17 protein-coding genes are annotated in these 16,915 nt (G+C 60.1%); 7 read left to right on the forward strand and 10 right to left on the reverse strand.

Going from position 1 to position 16,915, the window contains the following annotated elements; all coding sequences use genetic code 11:
- Window positions 1–147: 147 nt before the first annotated feature.
- Together ACP7D9_RS00415 and ACP7D9_RS00420 are read right to left on the reverse strand one after the other, a co-directional pair.
- Window positions 148–915 (reverse strand): TerC family protein, encoded by a 768-nt coding sequence (locus tag ACP7D9_RS00415; protein WP_313000434.1) that lies wholly within the window; start codon window positions 913–915, stop codon window positions 148–150.
- Window positions 916–1,000: 85 nt separating this feature from the next.
- A complete protein-coding gene (locus ACP7D9_RS00420) occupies window positions 1,001–2,308 on the reverse strand; it encodes a CitMHS family transporter (RefSeq protein ID WP_426154984.1) in 1,308 nt (435 codons plus the stop codon).
- A gap of 328 nt (window positions 2,309–2,636) precedes the next feature.
- Between ACP7D9_RS00420 and ACP7D9_RS00425 the strand changes: the two genes are divergently transcribed.
- Window positions 2,637–3,047 carry a GFA family protein gene (locus ACP7D9_RS00425; protein ID WP_101159688.1) on the forward strand — a complete coding sequence of 137 codons (411 nt, stop codon included), beginning with the start codon at window positions 2,637–2,639 and terminating at the stop codon, window positions 3,045–3,047.
- Here ACP7D9_RS00425 and ACP7D9_RS00430 read toward each other — a convergent pair.
- Entirely contained in the window at window positions 3,044–3,370 is a 327-nt protein-coding gene (locus tag ACP7D9_RS00430; RefSeq protein ID WP_426154986.1) for a DOPA 4,5-dioxygenase family protein, read from the reverse strand. The genes ACP7D9_RS00425 and ACP7D9_RS00430 overlap by 4 nt on opposite strands.
- Window positions 3,371–3,451: 81 nt before the next feature.
- Here ACP7D9_RS00430 and ACP7D9_RS00435 point away from each other — a divergent pair, with 81 nt between their 5' ends.
- Window positions 3,452–4,117 (forward strand): NAD(P)-dependent oxidoreductase, encoded by a 666-nt coding sequence (locus ACP7D9_RS00435; protein WP_426154988.1) that lies wholly within the window; start codon window positions 3,452–3,454, stop codon window positions 4,115–4,117.
- A 58-nt stretch (window positions 4,118–4,175) separates the two neighbouring features.
- Here ACP7D9_RS00435 and ACP7D9_RS00440 read toward each other — a convergent pair whose 3' ends face one another.
- The gene (locus tag ACP7D9_RS00440) at window positions 4,176–5,126 is read right to left on the reverse strand and encodes a choline sulfate utilization transcriptional regulator (protein WP_426154990.1); all 951 of its coding nucleotides are present in this window, start codon (window positions 5,124–5,126) and stop codon (window positions 4,176–4,178) included.
- A gap of 114 nt (window positions 5,127–5,240) precedes the next feature.
- Here ACP7D9_RS00440 and betC point away from each other — a divergent pair, with 114 nt between their 5' ends.
- From betC to ACP7D9_RS00455, 3 genes are all read left to right on the forward strand, one after another.
- The gene (betC, locus tag ACP7D9_RS00445) at window positions 5,241–6,755 is read left to right on the forward strand and encodes a choline-sulfatase (protein WP_313000423.1); all 1,515 of its coding nucleotides are present in this window, start codon (window positions 5,241–5,243) and stop codon (window positions 6,753–6,755) included.
- A gap of 16 nt (window positions 6,756–6,771) precedes the next feature.
- A complete protein-coding gene (gene choX / locus ACP7D9_RS00450) occupies window positions 6,772–7,692 on the forward strand; it encodes a choline ABC transporter substrate-binding protein (protein WP_101159693.1) in 921 nt (306 codons plus the stop codon).
- A gap of 90 nt (window positions 7,693–7,782) precedes the next feature.
- Window positions 7,783–9,351: a SulP family inorganic anion transporter gene (locus tag ACP7D9_RS00455; protein WP_426154993.1), complete on the forward strand. Its 1,569-nt coding sequence runs from the start codon at window positions 7,783–7,785 to the stop codon at window positions 9,349–9,351.
- 90 nt (window positions 9,352–9,441) lie between these two features.
- Here ACP7D9_RS00455 and aroE read toward each other — a convergent pair whose 3' ends face one another.
- Both aroE and hemF read right to left on the reverse strand, forming a co-directional pair.
- Window positions 9,442–10,263, reverse strand: a complete 822-nt coding sequence (gene aroE / locus ACP7D9_RS00460) for a shikimate dehydrogenase (RefSeq protein ID WP_101159695.1) — start codon at window positions 10,261–10,263, stop codon at window positions 9,442–9,444.
- 9 nt (window positions 10,264–10,272) lie between these two features.
- Window positions 10,273–11,187, reverse strand: coding sequence for an oxygen-dependent coproporphyrinogen oxidase (hemF, locus tag ACP7D9_RS00465; RefSeq protein WP_101159696.1), 915 nt, complete (start codon window positions 11,185–11,187; stop codon window positions 10,273–10,275).
- Window positions 11,188–11,337: 150 nt separating this feature from the next.
- On the opposite strand from hemF, the gene ACP7D9_RS00470 reads away from it, so the two are divergent.
- Window positions 11,338–12,315 carry an NADPH:quinone reductase gene (locus ACP7D9_RS00470; protein ID WP_426154996.1) on the forward strand — a complete coding sequence of 326 codons (978 nt, stop codon included), beginning with the start codon at window positions 11,338–11,340 and terminating at the stop codon, window positions 12,313–12,315.
- A gap of 177 nt (window positions 12,316–12,492) precedes the next feature.
- Here ACP7D9_RS00470 and ACP7D9_RS00475 read toward each other — a convergent pair whose 3' ends face one another.
- The 4 genes from ACP7D9_RS00475 to ACP7D9_RS00490 all read right to left on the reverse strand — a co-directional run bounded on the left by ACP7D9_RS00475 (window position 12,493) and on the right by ACP7D9_RS00490 (window position 16,246).
- Entirely contained in the window at window positions 12,493–13,164 is a 672-nt protein-coding gene (locus ACP7D9_RS00475; RefSeq protein ID WP_426154998.1) for a hypothetical protein, read from the reverse strand.
- A 261-nt stretch (window positions 13,165–13,425) separates the two neighbouring features.
- On the reverse strand, window positions 13,426–13,983 hold the full coding sequence (locus ACP7D9_RS00480; RefSeq protein ID WP_042608257.1) for an L-threonylcarbamoyladenylate synthase: 558 nt from the start codon (window positions 13,981–13,983) through the stop codon (window positions 13,426–13,428).
- 55 nt (window positions 13,984–14,038) lie between these two features.
- Window positions 14,039–15,136, reverse strand: coding sequence for a DNA-processing protein DprA (gene dprA, locus ACP7D9_RS00485; RefSeq protein ID WP_426155000.1), 1,098 nt, complete (start codon window positions 15,134–15,136; stop codon window positions 14,039–14,041).
- Window positions 15,137–15,220: 84 nt separating this feature from the next.
- The gene (locus ACP7D9_RS00490) at window positions 15,221–16,246 is read right to left on the reverse strand and encodes a LysM peptidoglycan-binding domain-containing protein (protein ID WP_426155002.1); all 1,026 of its coding nucleotides are present in this window, start codon (window positions 16,244–16,246) and stop codon (window positions 15,221–15,223) included.
- A gap of 158 nt (window positions 16,247–16,404) precedes the next feature.
- Here ACP7D9_RS00490 and def point away from each other — a divergent pair, with 158 nt between their 5' ends.
- Window positions 16,405–16,911, forward strand: coding sequence for a peptide deformylase (gene def, locus ACP7D9_RS00495; protein WP_016772378.1), 507 nt, complete (start codon window positions 16,405–16,407; stop codon window positions 16,909–16,911).
- Window positions 16,912–16,915 lie beyond the last annotated feature (4 nt).

Consider the following 16,915-nt stretch of genomic DNA (forward strand, 5'->3'; position numbering starts at 1 on the left):
CACGTTTTCCCTGCGTGGCCGAAAACGACTGTGGGAGCGAGCTTGCTGGCGAAAGCGGTGGGCCAGCCAACATTGTTGTCGACTGGCACTTCGTCTTCGCGAGCAGGCTCGCTCCCACAGGTTATTGCGCTTGAGCAGACGAGCAGATTATTGGCCCGGCACATCCTTGCGCAGTTTCACCGGATCCTGCTGCTGTTTCTTTTTGGCCATCGCGCCGCGCAGTTTGATGTTGATCGCTTCCACCGCCAGCGAGAACGCCATGGCGAAGTAGACGTAGCCTTTCGGCACATGCACGTCGAACGACTCGGCGATCAGCACGGTACCGACTACCAGCAGGAACGACAGCGCGAGCATTTTCAGCGACGGGTGCTTGTCGATGAATTCGCTGATCTTGCCCGAGGCCAGCATCATCACCAGCACCGCCACGATAATCGCCGCAACCATGACCGGTACATGAGAAACCATGCCGACCGCAGTGATCACCGAGTCCAGCGAGAAGACGATATCGATGATCGCGATCTGAATGATGGTGTAGAGGAAGTTGCCGCCCTTGCCCGATGGCGCGTCGTCGCTTTCGTCTTCGCCTTCCAGCGCGTGGTACATCTCCTGCGAGCTTTTCCAGAGCAGGAACAGGCCACCGAAGAACAGGATCAGGTCACGACCGGAAATGCCCTGACCGAACACCTCGAAGAGGTCGGCGGTGAGGCGCATGACCCAAGTGATCGACAGCAGCAACAGGATCCGCGTGATCATCGCCAGGGCCAGACCGAAGATTCGGGTGCGCGCCTGCATGTGCTTGGGCATGCGGCTGACCAGAATCGAGATCATGATGATGTTATCGATGCCGAGGACGATTTCCAGGGCGGTCAGGGTAAAGAAGGCAACCCAGATTTCGGGGTTGGTCAGCCATTCCATGTGTATTCCTTTGAGCAATTGTTAAACCGAAAAAGGTCCGGGCCTCAAACCGCGAAGCCAGGACCCGAATCGGTGAGTCTTGGGCTTATAGAGTGCTGAACAGCGGGAAAGTCCCCAACAGCAGCGCAGCAATCAGAATGCAGATACACACCAGGATCGCCCATTTCAAGGTAAAACGCTGATGATCACCGAAATCGATACCAGCCAGCGCCACCAACAGATAGGTCGACGGTACCAACGGGCTCAGCAAGTGGACGGGCTGACCGACGATCGAGGCACGGGCCATTTCCACTGCAGTGATTCCATAGTGACTGGCCGCTTCGGCCAGCACCGGCAACACGCCGTAGTAGAACGCGTCGTTGGACATGAAGAAGGTGAACGGCATGCTCACCAGCGCCGTGATCACCGCCAGATACGGGCCGAGGAACTCCGGAATCACCGCCAGCAGGCTCTTCGACATCGCATCGACCATGCCAGTGCCGGACAGGATACCGGTGAAGATACCGGCCGCAAAGATCAGCCCGACCACTGCCAGCACGCTGCCGGAATGTGCGGCGACGCGATCCTTCTGCATTTGCAGGCACGGGTAGTTGACGATCATCGCAATACTGAACGCCACCATGAACAGCACCGGCAGCGGCAGCAGGCCGCCGATCAGCGTGCACATCAGGCCGAAGGTCAACGCGGCGTTGAACCAGATCAGTTTCGGACGGCGTGCGTCAGGGAATTGCGAGACGCTGATTTCGCTGTGATCGATCTCATCGCCGACCAGATGCAGCTCGCCGAGGCGGGCACGTTCACGTTTGCCGTAGAAGTAGGCAATCAGCAGGATCGCCACTACACCGACGGCCATCGCCGGAATCATCGGCACGAAAATATCCGACGGGTCGACATGCAGAGCACTCGCCGCACGGGCGGTCGGGCCGCCCCATGGGGTCATGTTCATCACGCCGCCGGCGAGAATGATCAGACCGGCCATGATTCGCGGGCTCATGCCGATGCGGCTGTACAGCGGCAGCATGGCGGCCACGCAGATCATGTAAGTGGTCGCGCCGTCACCATCAAGGGAAACGACGAGCGCCAGAACGGCGGTGCCGACCGAAACTTTCAGCGGGTCGCCCTTGACCAGTTTGAGGATCTTGCGCACGGCCGGGTCGAACAGGCCGGAGTCGATCATCAGGGCGAAATACAGAATGGCGAACATCAACATCACGCCGGTTGGCGCCAGTTTGGTGATGCCCTCTAGCATCATCGGACCGATTTTCGGCGCGAACCCACCAAACAGGGCGAACAGGATCGGGATGATGATCAGGGCGATCAGCGCGGACAGGCGCTTGGTCATGATCAGGAACATGAACGTGATGACCATGGCGAAGCCAAGGAAAGTCAGCATGGGATTACTCCAGGCGTAGCGCGGCTAATGGAATGAGCGGACCGGGCGGGATCAGCGCAGAACGGGAGGCGCGAGGCGTACGGGCGGAGTAACCAGCAGGGAGAGGGAAAAACGGCGGGTTGCAGAAGACATCAGAATCACCATTGTTGTTGTTAATTGGGCCGGGTCTGTGGAACAACCACAGGTCTTGGGCCAACCGGTCTGTTGCCGGGAGTGAGGCGATCCTAATCGGGGAAGCTTTCAGCTACCTTTCGCGATCGAAAGCGATGAATGAACGGTCAACCGGTGGGTGGCTGCAACGAGAGCCAATGAATACGGGAGAAGAGCGGTGGAGACGAACCAGACACATAACGGCGGCTGTCACTGCGCGCACATCCGCTACCGGTTCAGCGCAGCGCTGCAGGACATTGCGCATTGTCACTGTGCGATCTGCCGCAAGGTCAGCGGCGGTATCGTCACCACATGGATCACCGTGCCGGCGGCGAACTTTCAATGGCTGGCCGGAACGCCGGCACGCTATGAATCGTCCGCCAGTTGCGCGCGATACTTCTGCTCAAACTGCGGCGCGCAACTGGCATTGCTGACCTCGCTCAGCCCCGACACCATCGACGTGACCATCGCCACGCTGGATCATCCTGAAATCGCGCCGGCCGAGCGGCACATCTGGACTGACAGCCGATTGCCCTGGCTGCGTCTGGATGAGCATCTGCCGGGCGAAGCCGAAGAAACTCTCGATTAAAACACCGACAGATTCAACGGCCGCAGCGCGCCCATCCAGATGGCGTGTTCGGTGTGATCGAGCAAGTCATCGCCCGTGTCCGGGTGCAGGAATACCACCAGGCCCTTGCGGTTGAGCGCCAGCCAAGGCAGCACTTCGCCGATCAGCTCGGGGCCGAAGGCCAGTTGGCAGCTCCAGTCGGGGTGCGGGCCCACCGGGCGTTCGTGCACGCGGCCCATCTTCAGCGCAAACAGCTGCGCGGCCTGTTCGCACAAGGCCCGCGCCTGGTCGATGGTCCGCGCGTCGAAATAGACATGGGCGTGGTAGCCCTTGATCCCTTGCATCGTGTCGCCTCTCAATCGGTTCGAACCCTTGGCTGTTTCCACCGTCACAGGCCATATGGGCCAACTATAAGGAAAACAGCCATGAAAAATGCCGAAACCCCAGTGGTGAAAGTGGTGCTCTATGGTGCCATGGCCAGCCTGGGGGGTGCGTTGATGGCTGAATTGCTGCGCCGCCAACACGAAGTGATCGCCATTCTCGACGATCTCACCGCGCTCGCGCCGCGACCCGGACTGCGCACTAAAACCGGCGACTTGTTCGACGCCGAGCGGGTCAATCAGAGCGTCGCCGGCACCTCGGCGGTGATCTGTCTGCTGGACGCGCCGGGGCTGCCGTTCAGCAGCGACCATGTCGAGCGCTCGGTCACTCTCGGCCCGGTCGAACAGGTGCTGGCAGTCGACGCACTGGTCGAAGGCTTGCACCTGGCCAGCGTGCCGCGCTTGTTCCTGGTAGGCAACTTCGGTGTACTCGACGAGCCTGACAGTGACGAGCGTCTGCAACGTCACGCCGCTGAAGAAATCCTCGAGGCGGTGCAAAGCAGCGCACTGCGCTGGACCCTGGTCAATGCGCCGCATGGCGTTGCCGGATTGACCATCGAGCATTTCAGTCAGGTTGGCGGCAATCTCGAGCCGGGGCTTGCCGAACCCTTGGAGCGCTTGAACCGCGTGGCAGTGGGGATTGCCGATGAGCTGCGGCTCAATCTGCATGTGGGGCAGCATGTGAATTTTGTAGCGGCTTCAGATATTTAAAAGATCGCCTGCAGGAGCTGCCGGAGGCTCGGGCCGCGATCGGACGATCTTTTGCTCTTCACACCGCAATCGAGGGCAGGGCCAGACCGTTAAGCGATTCGGCACTGCTGGCCTGTTCCGCCATTAACCAATCAACAAACTCTTGAATCAACGCACCCCGACGTTTGCGCTGCGGCAGCACCACGTAATACCCCAGCCGCGACAGCGTGGTTTGCGCCAGCGGCCGGCACAGCAAACCCTGCATCAGCAAGTTATCCACAAGGTGGCGCCAACCAATCGCCACACCTTGCCCGCCAATCGCCGCTTGAATCAGCAACGTGTAATTGTCGAAGCGCAACTGACCCGGCGCCGGCGGCGTGGTCAGGCCAAGTTGACGGAACAGCCCGCTCCAGTCGAACCAGTTGCTGCTGTTTTCGCCGCGCAGGTGCAGCAGCGGAAATTCCAGCAGAGCCTGCGCGGGCAACGGCAATGAACGGTCCTTGAGCAGCAGCGGGCTGCACACCGGGAACACTTCTTCGCTGAACAGCCAGTGGCTCTCGCCCTGCTTGAATCGACCATCGCCAAACAGGATCGCCACGTCGATGTCGGTGCGCAGCATATTGTGGTTGCGCTCGCTCGTGACGAGGCTGACATCGATGTGCGGGTTGGCTTCGTGGAAGCGGTGCAGGCGCGGCATCAGCCAATAGGCGGCGAACGCGAAATCGGTCGCGACCTGCAGCACTTCATGTTGCTGCTGAGCGCTGATTGCGCTCAATCCTGCGTCGATGTTATGCAAACCCAAGGTAACTTGCTCGAAAAGCAGGGTACCCACCTCAGTCAGCTCAATGCCCCGGTAAATCCGATCGAAGAGGCGTGTTCCGAGTTGTTCTTCCAGGCGTTTGATCTGCTGGCTGATCGCCGGTTGTGTCGTACCAAGCTCAACCGCAGCCGCAGTGAAACTGCGATGGCGCGCCGCCGCTTCAAAGGCGCGAAGAAGATCGAGGGATAGGTCGCCGAGGGCCTCATACATAAGCTGTGCTTATCCTAGTCATTGTCTGTGGCGGGCTTTACCGAAGAAAGCGTGGGATCCATGCTCGGTTGCAGCACTCTCGCATAAATATTCAACATGGAATGCCGCGATCACATGAAGCGCAAGAACATTCTTTTCATCATGGCCGATCAAATGGCCGCGCCAATGTTGCCGTTCTACGGCCCATCGCCTGTAAAACTGCCAAACCTGTCCCGCCTCGCCGCCCAGGGCGTAGTGTTTGATGCCGCGTATTGCAACAGCCCGCTGTGCGCACCGTCGCGCTTCACTCTGGTCAGTGGTCAGCTGCCGAGCAAGATCGGCGCCTATGACAACGCCGCTGATTTTCCTGCCGATATCCCCACTTATGCGCACTACTTGCGCCGACTCGGCTACCGCACTGCGCTGTCGGGCAAGATGCACTTTTGCGGGCCGGACCAACTGCACGGTTATGAAGAACGCCTGACCAGCGATATCTATCCGGCCGATTACGGTTGGGCGGTGAACTGGGACGAGCCGCAGGTACGACCGAGCTGGTATCACAACATGTCCTCGGTGCTGCAGGCCGGGCCGTGCGTGCGTACCAATCAGCTGGATTTCGACGAAGAGGTGGTGTTCAAGGCACAGCAATATCTGTTCGATCACATCCGCGAGGATGGCGACCAGCCGTTTTGCCTGACCGTGTCGATGACTCACCCGCACGACCCGTACACAATTCCCAAGAAATTCTGGGATTTGTATGACGATGCCGATATCCCGCTGCCTACAGCCTTGAACCAGGACGAACTCGATCCGCACTCGCAACGGCTGCTCAAGGTTTACGATTTGTGGGACAAGCCGCTGCCTGTGGATAAAATCCGCGATGCCCGTCGCGCCTATTTCGGGGCTTGCAGCTATATTGACGCCAACGTCGGCAAACTGCTGGAAACGCTGGACGATACCGGGCTGATTGACGACACCATCATTGTTTTCTCCGGCGACCATGGCGACATGCTCGGCGAGAAGGGCCTCTGGTACAAAATGCACTGGTTCGAGATGGCCGCGCGGGTGCCGCTGCTGATCAGCGCACCGGGACAATTCCAGGCGGGCCGGGTCAGCGCCGCGGTTTCCACCGCCGACCTGCTGCCGACGTTCGTGGATCTGGCCGGAGGGAGCCTCGAACCGGGCTTGCCGCTGGACGGCCGCTCCTTGCTGCCGCACCTGCAAGGGCAGGGCGGGCATGACGAAGTGTTCGGCGAGTACATGGCCGAAGGCACCGTCAGCCCGTTGATGATGATTCGCCGGGGCGCCTACAAATTTATCTACAGCGAAAGCGACCCGTGCCTGCTCTTCGACGTGGTTAACGATCCGCGCGAAGAGGAAGAGCTGAGCCAGTCGCCGCAACACCGTCAGGTGTTCGAAGACTTTCTTGCTCAAGCGCGGACCAAATGGGATATCCCGGCGATCCATCGGGACGTGCTGGCCAGCCAGCGCCGACGCCGGTTCGTCGCCGATGCATTAACCATCGGCAAGCTGAAGAGCTGGGATCACCAGCCGCTGGTCGATGCCAGTCAGCAGTACATGCGCAACCACATCGACCTTGATGATCTGGAGCGCAAGGCCCGTTATCCACAACCCTGCCAAAACCAATAATGTTAAGGGGAAGTCCATGCGCAAGTTATCCACAGCTGTGACCGTTGGCCTGATCGCGTTGAGCAGCGCCTCGGCTTTTGCCGAGCAAGGCTGCGAGATCGTGAAAATGGCCGATCCGGGCTGGAGCGACATCGCCGCGACCAATGCCATCACCGGGTTTCTGCTGGACGGCATGGGCTACAAGGCCAAAGTCGATACCCTTGCGGTGCCGATCACCTTTGGCGGTTTGAAGGACGGCCAGGTTGACGTATTTCTCGGCAACTGGATGCCGGCGCAGCAGGGCTTTTATGACAAATTCGTCGCCACCGGTGATGTGACGCAATTGGCGAAAAACCTCGAAGGCACTGAATTCACCCTTGCTGTCCCCGACTATGTCTGGGAGGCGGGTGTGCATGATTTCGCTGACCTGAACAAATTCGCCGACAAGTTCGACAAGAAAATCTACGGCATCGGCTCGGGCGCCCCCGCGAACATTTCGCTGCAGGAAATCATCAAGAAGAACGACTTCGACATGGGTCAGTGGAAGCTGATCGAGTCCAGCGAACAGGCGATGCTGGCCGAAGTATCGCGGGCGGTGAAGAAACAGAAATTCGTCACCTTCCTCGGCTGGACCCCGCACCCGATGAACGTGCAACTGAAAATGCGCTATCTGAAGGGCGGCGAAAAATACTTCGGCGACACCGGCAACGTGTTCACCCTGACCCGCAAAGGCTACGCCGAGGCCTGCCCGAATGTGGGCAAGTTGCTGACCAATCTGGCGTTCACTCAGGACATGGAAAACAGCATCATGGCCGAGGTAGTGAACAAGAAAATCAGCAATGCCGCGGCGGCGAAGGCGTGGATCAAGGCGAATCCGGCGGTACTGGACAAGTGGCTCGATGGCGTGAAGACGGTGGATGGCAATGATGCACTGGTGGCGGTGAAGGCGAAGCTGTAAATGCATCCGCCGATCGTTCTAACGCTCTGCGTGGGAACGATCGGCGGGAAGGGCTGATACCCTTGTTGAAAACTCCAACCGTGAGGATCCATGGCCTTTCCCAGCCGTCATTCACTTTTTCCTTTCCTGAGCTGGTTGCCACGGCAAACCCGCGCCAGCGTCGGCAGGGACCTGATCGTCGGCCTCAGCGGTGCGATTCTCGCGTTACCCCAGTCGATTGCCTACGCCCTGATTGCCGGTCTGCCACCTGAATACGGTCTCTACGCAGCGATCATCCCGGTGATGATCGCTTGCCTGTGGGGCTCATCGTGGCATCTGATCTGCGGCCCGACGGCGGCGATTTCGATTGTGCTCTACGCCAGCGTCAGCCCCTTGGCCGTTCCGGCGTCGCAGGACTACATCACGCTGATTCTGTTGCTGACCTTCCTGGCCGGGATTTTCCAGTGGTTGCTCGGCCTGCTGCGCTTCGGCGCACTGGTGAATTTCGTCTCGCACTCGGTGGTGCTCGGTTTCACCCTCGGTGCGGCGGTGGTGATTGCCATCGGGCAATTGCCCAATCTGCTCGGGCTGGAATTGCCGGCCAGCACCACGGCGCTCGCCAGTCTGATGGATCTGGTGCGGCATCTCGGGGCTGTGGATAAGCCTTCGCTGATCCTCGGCGTCGCCACAGTCATCGTCGGCGTGGCGCTGAAAAAACTCCTGCCACGCTGGCCGACGCTGTTGATCACGCTAGTGCTGGCCAGCCTGCTGGTATGGATCTGGCCGGCGATGTTCGGCCATGTGCATCTGGTCAGCGCTTTCGTCGGTCGCTTGCCGCCTTTCAGCGCCTTGCCGCTGGATCCGGAGGTGATGCTGCGCCTGCTGCCGAGCGCCGTAGCGGTGGGCATGCTCGGGCTGGTCACCAGTCTGTCGATTGCGCGCTCGATTTCCGCCCGGTCGCAGCAGTTGCTTGATGCCAATCAGGAAGTCCGCGCGCAAGGCTTGTCGAATATTGTCGGGGCGTTCTTTTCCGGCTCGCTGTCAGCCGGATCGTTTACCCGCTCGGGATTGAGTTACGAAGCGGGTGCCTGTTCGCCACTGGCCGGGATTTTTTCTGCGGTCTGGGTAGCTTTGTTTGCGATCTTCGGCGCCGGGCTGATTTCGCATATTCCGATTCCCGCCATGGCCGGCAGCATTCTGCTGATTGCCTGGGGCCTGGTCGATCACCGAGCAATTCGGGCATTGCTGCGGGTCAGTCGTGCCGAGTTCGTGGTCATGGCGCTGACGTGCCTCGCAACGCTGCTGCTGGAACTGCAGACAGCCATTTACGCAGGCGTGCTGGCGTCGCTGTTTTTCTACCTCAAGCGCACTTCGCAACCGCGTGTGCAGCATTGGCCAGACGGTGAGGACGATGTTTTACGCGTCGGCGGTTCGATCTTTTTCGGCGCCAGCCATTACCTGCAAGTGCGCCTGCAACGGTTGCACGGAGCGCGGGTGGTAATCGAGGCACAGCAGATCAACTTCATCGATTATTCAGGGGTGGAGATGCTGCATCAGGAAGCGCGGCGTTTGTTGGGCCAGGGCCGCAGCCTGACCTTGCGCCGGGCACGGCCACAGGTCGTGGAAGAATTACGCAAGCTGGAAGGGGCGGAAAAATGCCCGATCCGCTTTGAGGATTGATCCAGGATCAGCTGAGTGGCCATTCGCGAGCAAGCGCGCTCCCACCGTGCAATGCGATCAAATGTGGGAGCGAGCTTGCTCGCGAAGCTCTTAAAGGGCTAATTGTCGGCGCAGTTCGGCGAGCACCGGAGCGGTATCCGGGCGCACGCGGCGCCATAAGTAGAACGCCTCCGCCGCCTGCTCGGCGAGCATGCCCAGACCATCCATTGCCAGCGCCGCGCCGTGCTCGGTGGCCCAGCGACAGAACGCAGTCGGTTCCTTGCCGTACATCATGTCGTAGCACAGCGTCTGGCCCGGCTCGATCAGGCTTGGCGCAATCGGCGGAACGTCACCGGTCAGGCTGGCGGAAGTAGCGTTGATGATCACGTCCACCGGTTCGCGCAACCAGTCGAAGCCACTGGCTGCTACCGGCCCCAGGTCGCAGAACAATTCGGCCAGCAGCTCAGCCTTGTCCACCGTGCGATTGGCGATGATCACTGAGGCCGGATTCTCCGCCAGCAATGGCTCCAGTGCCCCGCGCACCGCGCCGCCGGCGCCGAGCAAAAGGATGCGCTTGCCGGTCAGGCTGAACCCGGCATTGACCGTCAGATCGCGGACCAGGCCAGCGCCATCGGTGTTGTCGCCGAGGAGTGAGCCATCGTCCAGTTTGCTCAAGGTGTTCACCGCCCCAGCGCGCTGCGCGCGTGCGGTCAGGCTGTTGGCCAGACGGTAAGCCTCTTCCTTGAACGGCACCGTCACGTTGGCACCGCGCCCCTCCCGAAAGAACGCGGTGGCGCAGCCGGCAAAATCATCAAGCGGCGCCAGCAGCGTGCTGTAATCGAGGCGTTGGCTTGTCTGTTCAGCGAACAGCTGGTGAATCATCGGCGACTTGCTGTGGCCGATCGGGTTACCGAAAACGACGTAACGATCCATCACCAATCCTCAGGCCTCGGCCAGCCAGTCGCGATCCTGCAGGAAGTATTCGGTCAGGCGCGCTTCGGCGCTGCCTGGCTCGGCCTTCCAGTCATAACCCCAGCGCACTTGCGGCGGCAGCGACATCAGAATCGATTCGGTACGTCCGCCCGATTGCAGACCAAAGAGGGTGCCACGGTCGTAAACCAGGTTGAACTCGACATAGCGACCACGGCGGAACTCCTGGAATTCGCGCTGCTGTGCAGTGAAGGCATCGTTTTTGCGCCGCTGCACAATCGGCAGGTAGGCGTCGATGTAGGCGTCGCCGATGGCGCGCATGAACGCGAAACTGGTGTCGAAATCCCACTCGTTCAGATCATCGAAGAACAGACCACCAATGCCGCGCGGCTCATGACGGTGCTTGATGTGAAAGTAGGTATCGCACCAGGCCTTGTAGCGTGGATAGACATCAGCGCCGAACGGAGCACAGGCTTGCTCGGCGACGCGGTGCCAGTGGACGCAATCTTCCTCAACGCCGTAATACGGGGTCAGGTCGAAGCCGCCGCCAAACCACCAGACCGGTTCTTCGCCTTCTTTTTCAGCGATGAAAAAGCGCACGTTGGCGTGGGACGTCGGCACGTGCGGGTTGTGCGGATGGATCACCAGCGATACGCCGAGCGCCTCGAAACCACGCCCGGCCAGTTCCGGCCGATGCGCACTGGCCGAGGGTGGCAAGCCGCTGCCGAAGACGTGGGAAAAGTTGACGCCGCCCTTTTCGATCAACGTGCCGTTTTCCAGCACACGGGTGCGCCCACCACCGCCCGCCGGCCGGGTCCAGGCGTCTTCGACGAAGCATTTGCCGCCGTCTTCGGTTTCGAGCGCGGCGCAGATGCGGTCTTGCAGATCGAGCAGATAGGCCTTTACGGCGTCGGTGCGGGTCGTCATGGCTTCACCTTGAATCGGGCGGCGCCCCGGCAGGCGGGCGGCGCAAATGGGCGCGTAGCATACCATCGCAGACCGGCGCGCCGCAGTTGACGAAGATCAAGCGGGGGAGTTGGATAGAGGGCTTAGTGACGACCCAAGGAGAGCAGGCAGATGGCAAAGCGTATCCAGTTCGGTGCCCACGGCGGTCCCGAAGTGCTCGAATATGTAGATTACGAACCCGCTGCGCCCGGGCCGAATCAAGTGCGCGTGGCCAACCATGCGATCGGCCTGAATTTCATTGACACCTACTACCGTAGCGGCCTGTATGCGCCGCCCGCCTTGCCGTCTGGCCTGGGTTCGGAAGGCGCCGGCACCGTCGAGGCGGTGGGCAGCGACGTCACCCGGTTCAAGGTCGGCGATCGTGTGGCGTACGGCAGCGGCCCGCTCGGCGCCTACAGCCAGGTACATGTCCTGCCGCAAGACAATCTTGTACACCTGCCCGACGAAATCAGCTTCGAAACGGCTGCCGGGGTCATGCTCAAGGGCCTGACCGTGCAATACCTGCTGCGCCAGACCTACGAACTGAAGGGCGGCGAAACCATTCTGTTCCATGCGGCAGCGGGCGGCGTCGGCTCGCTGGCCTGCCAATGGGCCAAAGCGCTAGGCGTGAAGCTGATAGGCACCGTCAGTTCCAGGGAAAAAGCCGAACTGGCCAAGGCCAACGGCGCCTGGGCCACTATCGACTACAGCCATGAAAACGTAGCCGAGCGTGTGCTGGCTCTGACTGACGGCAAGAAAGTCCCGGTGGTGTATGACGGCGTCGGCAAGGACACCTGGCTCACGTCCCTGGACAGCGTGGCGCCACGTGGCCTGGTGGTGAGTTTCGGCAATGCCTCGGGCGCGGTCGATGGCGTCAATCTTGGCATTCTCGCCGCAAAGGGCTCGCTTTATGTCACCCGGCCGACATTGGCGACCTACGCCAACAACGCCGAGAACCTGCAGCGCATGGCTGACGAGTTGTTCGAGATGATCATCAGCGGCAAGCTGAAAGTCGACATCAGCCAGCGCCATGCATTGGCGGATGCGGCGAAAGCACAAACTGAACTGTCGGCGCGGCGAACAACCGGTTCCACAATTCTTTTGCCATAGTTCCATGTTGATACTCGGCGAACTCTTCCATGAGTTCGCCGAGTATCTTCCAGCTATATCAAGTACATCTTGCGATGAAGTTTCTTTGCCGCCGGTCTACGAGCGGCAAGCTTGCTGCGCAACTTCTTCGACTCGTACACGAGCCATTTTTCAGCCCACTCTTCAAACATTGGCGGATCAATACTGGCGGTTATGAACATCGCGGTACTCCGGCTGATGATGCACGTTCATGTTCACAGGCTGATCCAGGGCCATCAGTATTTGTCGCCACTCGGCGGACAACAGCCAATAGTCGCCACGGGCACGCTGTTCGATATGCATTGCGTGCGTAGCGATCGGGGTCAGGCCGAAACGCTGAAACAGTTGCCGCTGTGGCGATCTGCACAAGGCCGTCACCCCCTGATATCCGCGATCGATTGCCCATTGCGCGGCGGTGGCGAGCAGGCCATTGATCGACACCGGTCGATGCTGCTGGGAAAGGGTAATCAGCCGACTGAATTCGACGTGCCGCGCCAATGCCACGGTGGGAGAGACATGATGTTGCGTCAGTGAGGCCCATTCGAACGGCGCCGGAGTTGCGCGCAGCACCGCAATGAGTTGATCGCGCTGGTACAGCAAAAAGTGTGTGCTGCGTGCGGTAATCGCCAATCGGGCGTCCAGCGCCCGGGCTCTTGATGTGAGCATGTAATGCTGCAACCGCAGGCGAAACTGTCGACCGATGAAGCGTTCAAATTCCCCGGCATCCGAGCCTGCCTCAAGAATGGCCACACGATAATCGGCCTGTTGATTCTTGAGTGTCTCCTGAAAGCCCTGCAGATAATCCTTGAGGTGTAAATCCGTAATATCCATTACTTCTCCGCAGCCATTAACATTTCGAAGTTGCTTCAAGCACATTGAAAGAATGGATGCTTTTGGAGATCTCGCCACTGCACGTGTTCTGATAATCCCGTGGGAAAATTTACGAATATTTCAGACTTAACGCTTCGTCTGACGCATGAAAGAACAATGGCAACGGATAAGCCCTAAACGGATGCATGAATAAACTGCAGGCATGCGCAAACTCCTCGCCTGAACCGCCGAGGAGTGCGCAAAAAGTATAAAGAAGTGGCGTCAGTCAGGGCGAATGACGTTACCGCTGGCCAGGTCGCGGATCACGCTGGGGTTCTTGCGTCCGCCAAGGCTGCCACCCAGCACCAGGTCAACCTGCCCACGGAAATACTGTTCGACCCGCAAGCGCGTGCGTGCCGGCGGCCGCCCCTGAGGATTGGCGGATGTCGAGATCAACGGCCCGACCAGTGAGCACAAATCGCGCACCTGAGGATGATCACTGACCCGCAGTGCCACGGTGTCATGCACGCCTGTGACCCATTCCGGCAACAGATTCTGGTGTGGCACCAGCCAGGTGTTCGGCCCCGGCCAGGTGCTGGCCATGCGGTCGATCCAGTCCTGCGGGAAGTCCTCGAAAAGGAAATCGAACTGGCGGATGTTGTCAGCGACGAGGATCAGTCCTTTGCTCACCGAGCGATTCTTGATCGCCAGCAAGCGGTCCACGGCGTCTTCGTTCCACGGGTCGCAACCCAGCCCCCAGACGGCTTCGGTTGGATAGGCAATCACCGCGCCGGCGCGAACTTCACGCGCGGCTTGTTGCACACGCCAACTGTTGACCATGAAAAAACTCTCCACAAACAGGTTTCGCGCAGTTTACCGATCTTCCTTGTAAAACCTAGCGTGACCGCGCCAACCAGCGACCGTTTTCGCACACCGCACGGCCGTCGATCTCCAGCTCGGTCAGCGTCGCAAGCACTTTGGGCAGCGCCCAGCCACAGCTCGCGGCCAGGGCTTCGCTGGTGTGGGGCGCCGCGTGAAGCAGCGCAAGCAACGGATGATCATCCTGCGGCGAAGCTGTGGATAACAACGGCTGCTGCCAGCCACGCAGGGCTTCGAGAATGTGTTCGATAGTTTCCACGAGCACCGCGCCGTCGCGAATCAACTGGTGACAACCGCGGGCGCCGGGGTGATGGATCGATCCTGGAATCGCGTAAACCTCACGCCCTTGCTCGGCCGCCAGTCGCGCGGTGATCAACGAGCCGCTGGCAACACTGGCCTCGACCACCAGCACGCCAAGGGATAAGCCGCTGATGATGCGGTTGCGTCGGGGGAAGTTGCTCGGGCTCGGCCCGGCGTCCAGCGGAAACTCGGAAAGCACCGCACTGCCCGAGGCAATCATTGCCTCAGCCAGGCCTTGGTTGCGTTGTGGATAAAAATTTTCCAGGCCCGTACCAAGCACACCCACGGTCTGGCCGCCAGCGTTCAGTGCGGCCTGATGCGCAGCGGCATCAATGCCCAGCGCCAGACCACTGGTGATGACAAAGCCGGCCCCGGCCAGACTGCGGGAAAACGCCGCCGCCGTGTCCATCCAGGGACGCGAAGCGCGGCGGCTGCCGACCATCGCCAACTGCGGTTTCTCCAGAATCGACGGATCGCCGGCAACGAATAAAAGCGGCGGCGGATCGGGAATTTGCGCCAGCAATGCTGGGTAATCCGCTTGATCCCACATCAACAAATGTTGGCCGGGGCGCTCTAGCCAGCGCATTGCATGGCTGGCGCCATCGCGCACCGTCGGACAACGTCGCGCCTCGGCGCAGGCCGATGGCAACCCCAGCGAGCGCCACGCACTGGCCGGCGCACTGATGGCTTTCGACGCCGAGCCGAACGCTTCGAGCAGTTTGGCAAAACGCTTGGGGCCGATATCCGGCATGCGGTGCAGGCGCAGGCGCGCCTCCAGTTCCGCCGGGGAAATGGCCGTACTGAGCGACAACATGAATGGATCATCCTTGATCGTTCTATGCTCCGAACCATTCGGAACAAGCTGTGGATAACTCTGTTGGTAACTTGTGAAGCAAGCTTACGGATTTCGCACCTTGTCGAGCACCGCCAACGAACGCGAAGCGTTGAGCACCAGGCCGTAACTGAGTTTGTCATAGGTGCGAAACACCATCAGCAAGCCGGCACGCTCATCAGGAATTTTCAGCGGCTGGCCGGTGATCCGGTCACGCACGGTTTCGCCGGTTTTCATCACCGCCAGTACATTGCCTTCGGCCAGACCGTCGCGTTTGCCCCTGTTCAGCGTGACGACGTCCATCACGCCGATCTGGGTGACGCCACGCGGCACGTCGATAATCAGGCCGTCGATGGATCGATTCGGCGCGCTGGGCATGAACGTCGAGTTGATCGAACGTTCTTCGCCGCTGAACAAGCGGTCACCAAGCCGCACCTCCTGGGTGGTGCGCTGCAGGGCGAGGGTGGCGACATCGCCTTCGGCAGCAACGATTTCGCCACCACCGATATCGTCCGCGTTGATACCGAGGAACTCCTTGGTTTGCGGGTCGGTATACACCTTGCCTTGGCGGAAGATGCCGTACACCGGTTGCTCTGGATCGAAATGGCCGCGGGCGAAGATGCGGTCACCGGTGCCACTGAGCACCCGTTCGGCGTCGCCGGCAACGATGTATGGCGCCTTGTCGAAGTCTTCGGCCTTGTCGACGATGCGGTTGCTCAGCAGAAAACTGTTGATGGACTTCAGCGGAATGCTCGGAATCGCCTCGGCCACCGGGCTGGTGCGAATGCGTGGCGAAAGCTTGATGGTGCCGCGCGACTCGCCACGGTTGACGGTCAGTTGCGGCTGGCCATTGACGTAGCTGAGCGTCAGCGTGTCGCCGGGATAGATCAGGTTGGGGTTCTCGACCTGCGGGTTGGCCCGCCAAAGCTGTGGCCATTGCCAGGGCTCGCGCAGGTACTTGCCGGAGATGTCCCAGAGCGTGTCGCCCGAAACCACCGTGTATTGCTGTGGAAAACCATCCCTGAGTTGCACTTGCCCTTGAGCGCCGCCGGCCGCAGCCAGAAGCAGCAGGGCGAGTAGTGTTTTCCTCATGCAGTGAATCCCTTTATCATGTGCATTCGCGTGAATCGTCAGAGCCCCCGTGGCTCGCTTCTGTTTTCAGAAGCTACGCTTCACAACGGTAGCCTGCATCCTCGGACCCGCCAGGCCATCGACCCGACTTTACTCAACGTGTGCAGCAATCGAAGCCTATGGCCATTTTAAACATCCTCGAATTTCCGGACCCGCGTCTGCGCACTATCGCCAAACCAGTGGCTGTAGTGGACGACGAAGTGCGTCAGTTGGTCGACGACATGTTTGAAACAATGTATGAAGCGCCGGGCATCGGCCTCGCCGCGACCCAGGTCAACGTGCACAAACGTATCGTCGTGATGGACCTGTCCGAAGACCGTACCGAGCCACGGGTGTTCATCAACCCCGAGTTCGAACCGCTGACCGACGAGATGGACCAGTATCAGGAAGGCTGCCTCTCGGTACCGGGCTTCTACGAAAACGTCGACCGCCCGCAGAAGGTCAAAATCAAGGCGCTGGACCGCGACGGCAAGCCCTATGAGCTGATAGCCGAAGGTCTGCTCGCGGTGTGCATCCAGCACGAATGCGACCACCTCAACGGCAAATTGTTCGTCGATTACCTGTCCACGCTCAAACGCGACCGGATCAAGAAGAAACTGGAAAAGCTGCACCGCCAGAACGCTTGATGCC

Origin of the sequence: Pseudomonas sp. TSRC2-2, assembly GCF_049897785.1 — a bacterium.
GTDB lineage: Bacteria > Pseudomonadota > Gammaproteobacteria > Pseudomonadales > Pseudomonadaceae > Aquipseudomonas.

What these genes read in the sequence shown, in the direction of transcription:
- ACP7D9_RS00415 (WP_313000434.1), bottom strand. Translation starts at nt 915, where the DNA reads ATGGAATGGCTGACCAACCCCGAAATCTGGGTTGCCTTCTTTACCCTG.
- ACP7D9_RS00420 (WP_426154984.1), bottom strand. Translation starts at nt 2,308, where the DNA reads ATGCTGACTTTCCTTGGCTTCGCCATGGTCATCACGTTCATGTTCCTG.
- ACP7D9_RS00430 (WP_426154986.1), bottom strand. Translation starts at nt 3,370, where the DNA reads ATGCAAGGGATCAAGGGCTACCACGCCCATGTCTATTTCGACGCGCGG.
- ACP7D9_RS00435 (WP_426154988.1), top strand. Translation starts at nt 3,452, where the DNA reads ATGAAAAATGCCGAAACCCCAGTGGTGAAAGTGGTGCTCTATGGTGCC.
- ACP7D9_RS00440 (WP_426154990.1), bottom strand. Translation starts at nt 5,126, where the DNA reads ATGTATGAGGCCCTCGGCGACCTATCCCTCGATCTTCTTCGCGCCTTT.
- betC (WP_313000423.1), top strand. Translation starts at nt 5,241, where the DNA reads ATGAAGCGCAAGAACATTCTTTTCATCATGGCCGATCAAATGGCCGCG.
- choX (WP_101159693.1), top strand. Translation starts at nt 6,772, where the DNA reads ATGCGCAAGTTATCCACAGCTGTGACCGTTGGCCTGATCGCGTTGAGC.
- ACP7D9_RS00455 (WP_426154993.1), top strand. Translation starts at nt 7,783, where the DNA reads ATGGCCTTTCCCAGCCGTCATTCACTTTTTCCTTTCCTGAGCTGGTTG.
- aroE (WP_101159695.1), bottom strand. Translation starts at nt 10,263, where the DNA reads ATGGATCGTTACGTCGTTTTCGGTAACCCGATCGGCCACAGCAAGTCG.
- hemF (WP_101159696.1), bottom strand. Translation starts at nt 11,187, where the DNA reads ATGACGACCCGCACCGACGCCGTAAAGGCCTATCTGCTCGATCTGCAA.
- ACP7D9_RS00470 (WP_426154996.1), top strand. Translation starts at nt 11,338, where the DNA reads ATGGCAAAGCGTATCCAGTTCGGTGCCCACGGCGGTCCCGAAGTGCTC.
- ACP7D9_RS00475 (WP_426154998.1), bottom strand. Translation starts at nt 13,164, where the DNA reads ATGGATATTACGGATTTACACCTCAAGGATTATCTGCAGGGCTTTCAG.
- ACP7D9_RS00480 (WP_042608257.1), bottom strand. Translation starts at nt 13,983, where the DNA reads ATGGTCAACAGTTGGCGTGTGCAACAAGCCGCGCGTGAAGTTCGCGCC.
- dprA (WP_426155000.1), bottom strand. Translation starts at nt 15,136, where the DNA reads ATGTTGTCGCTCAGTACGGCCATTTCCCCGGCGGAACTGGAGGCGCGC.
- ACP7D9_RS00490 (WP_426155002.1), bottom strand. Translation starts at nt 16,246, where the DNA reads ATGAGGAAAACACTACTCGCCCTGCTGCTTCTGGCTGCGGCCGGCGGC.
- def (WP_016772378.1), top strand. Translation starts at nt 16,405, where the DNA reads ATGGCCATTTTAAACATCCTCGAATTTCCGGACCCGCGTCTGCGCACT.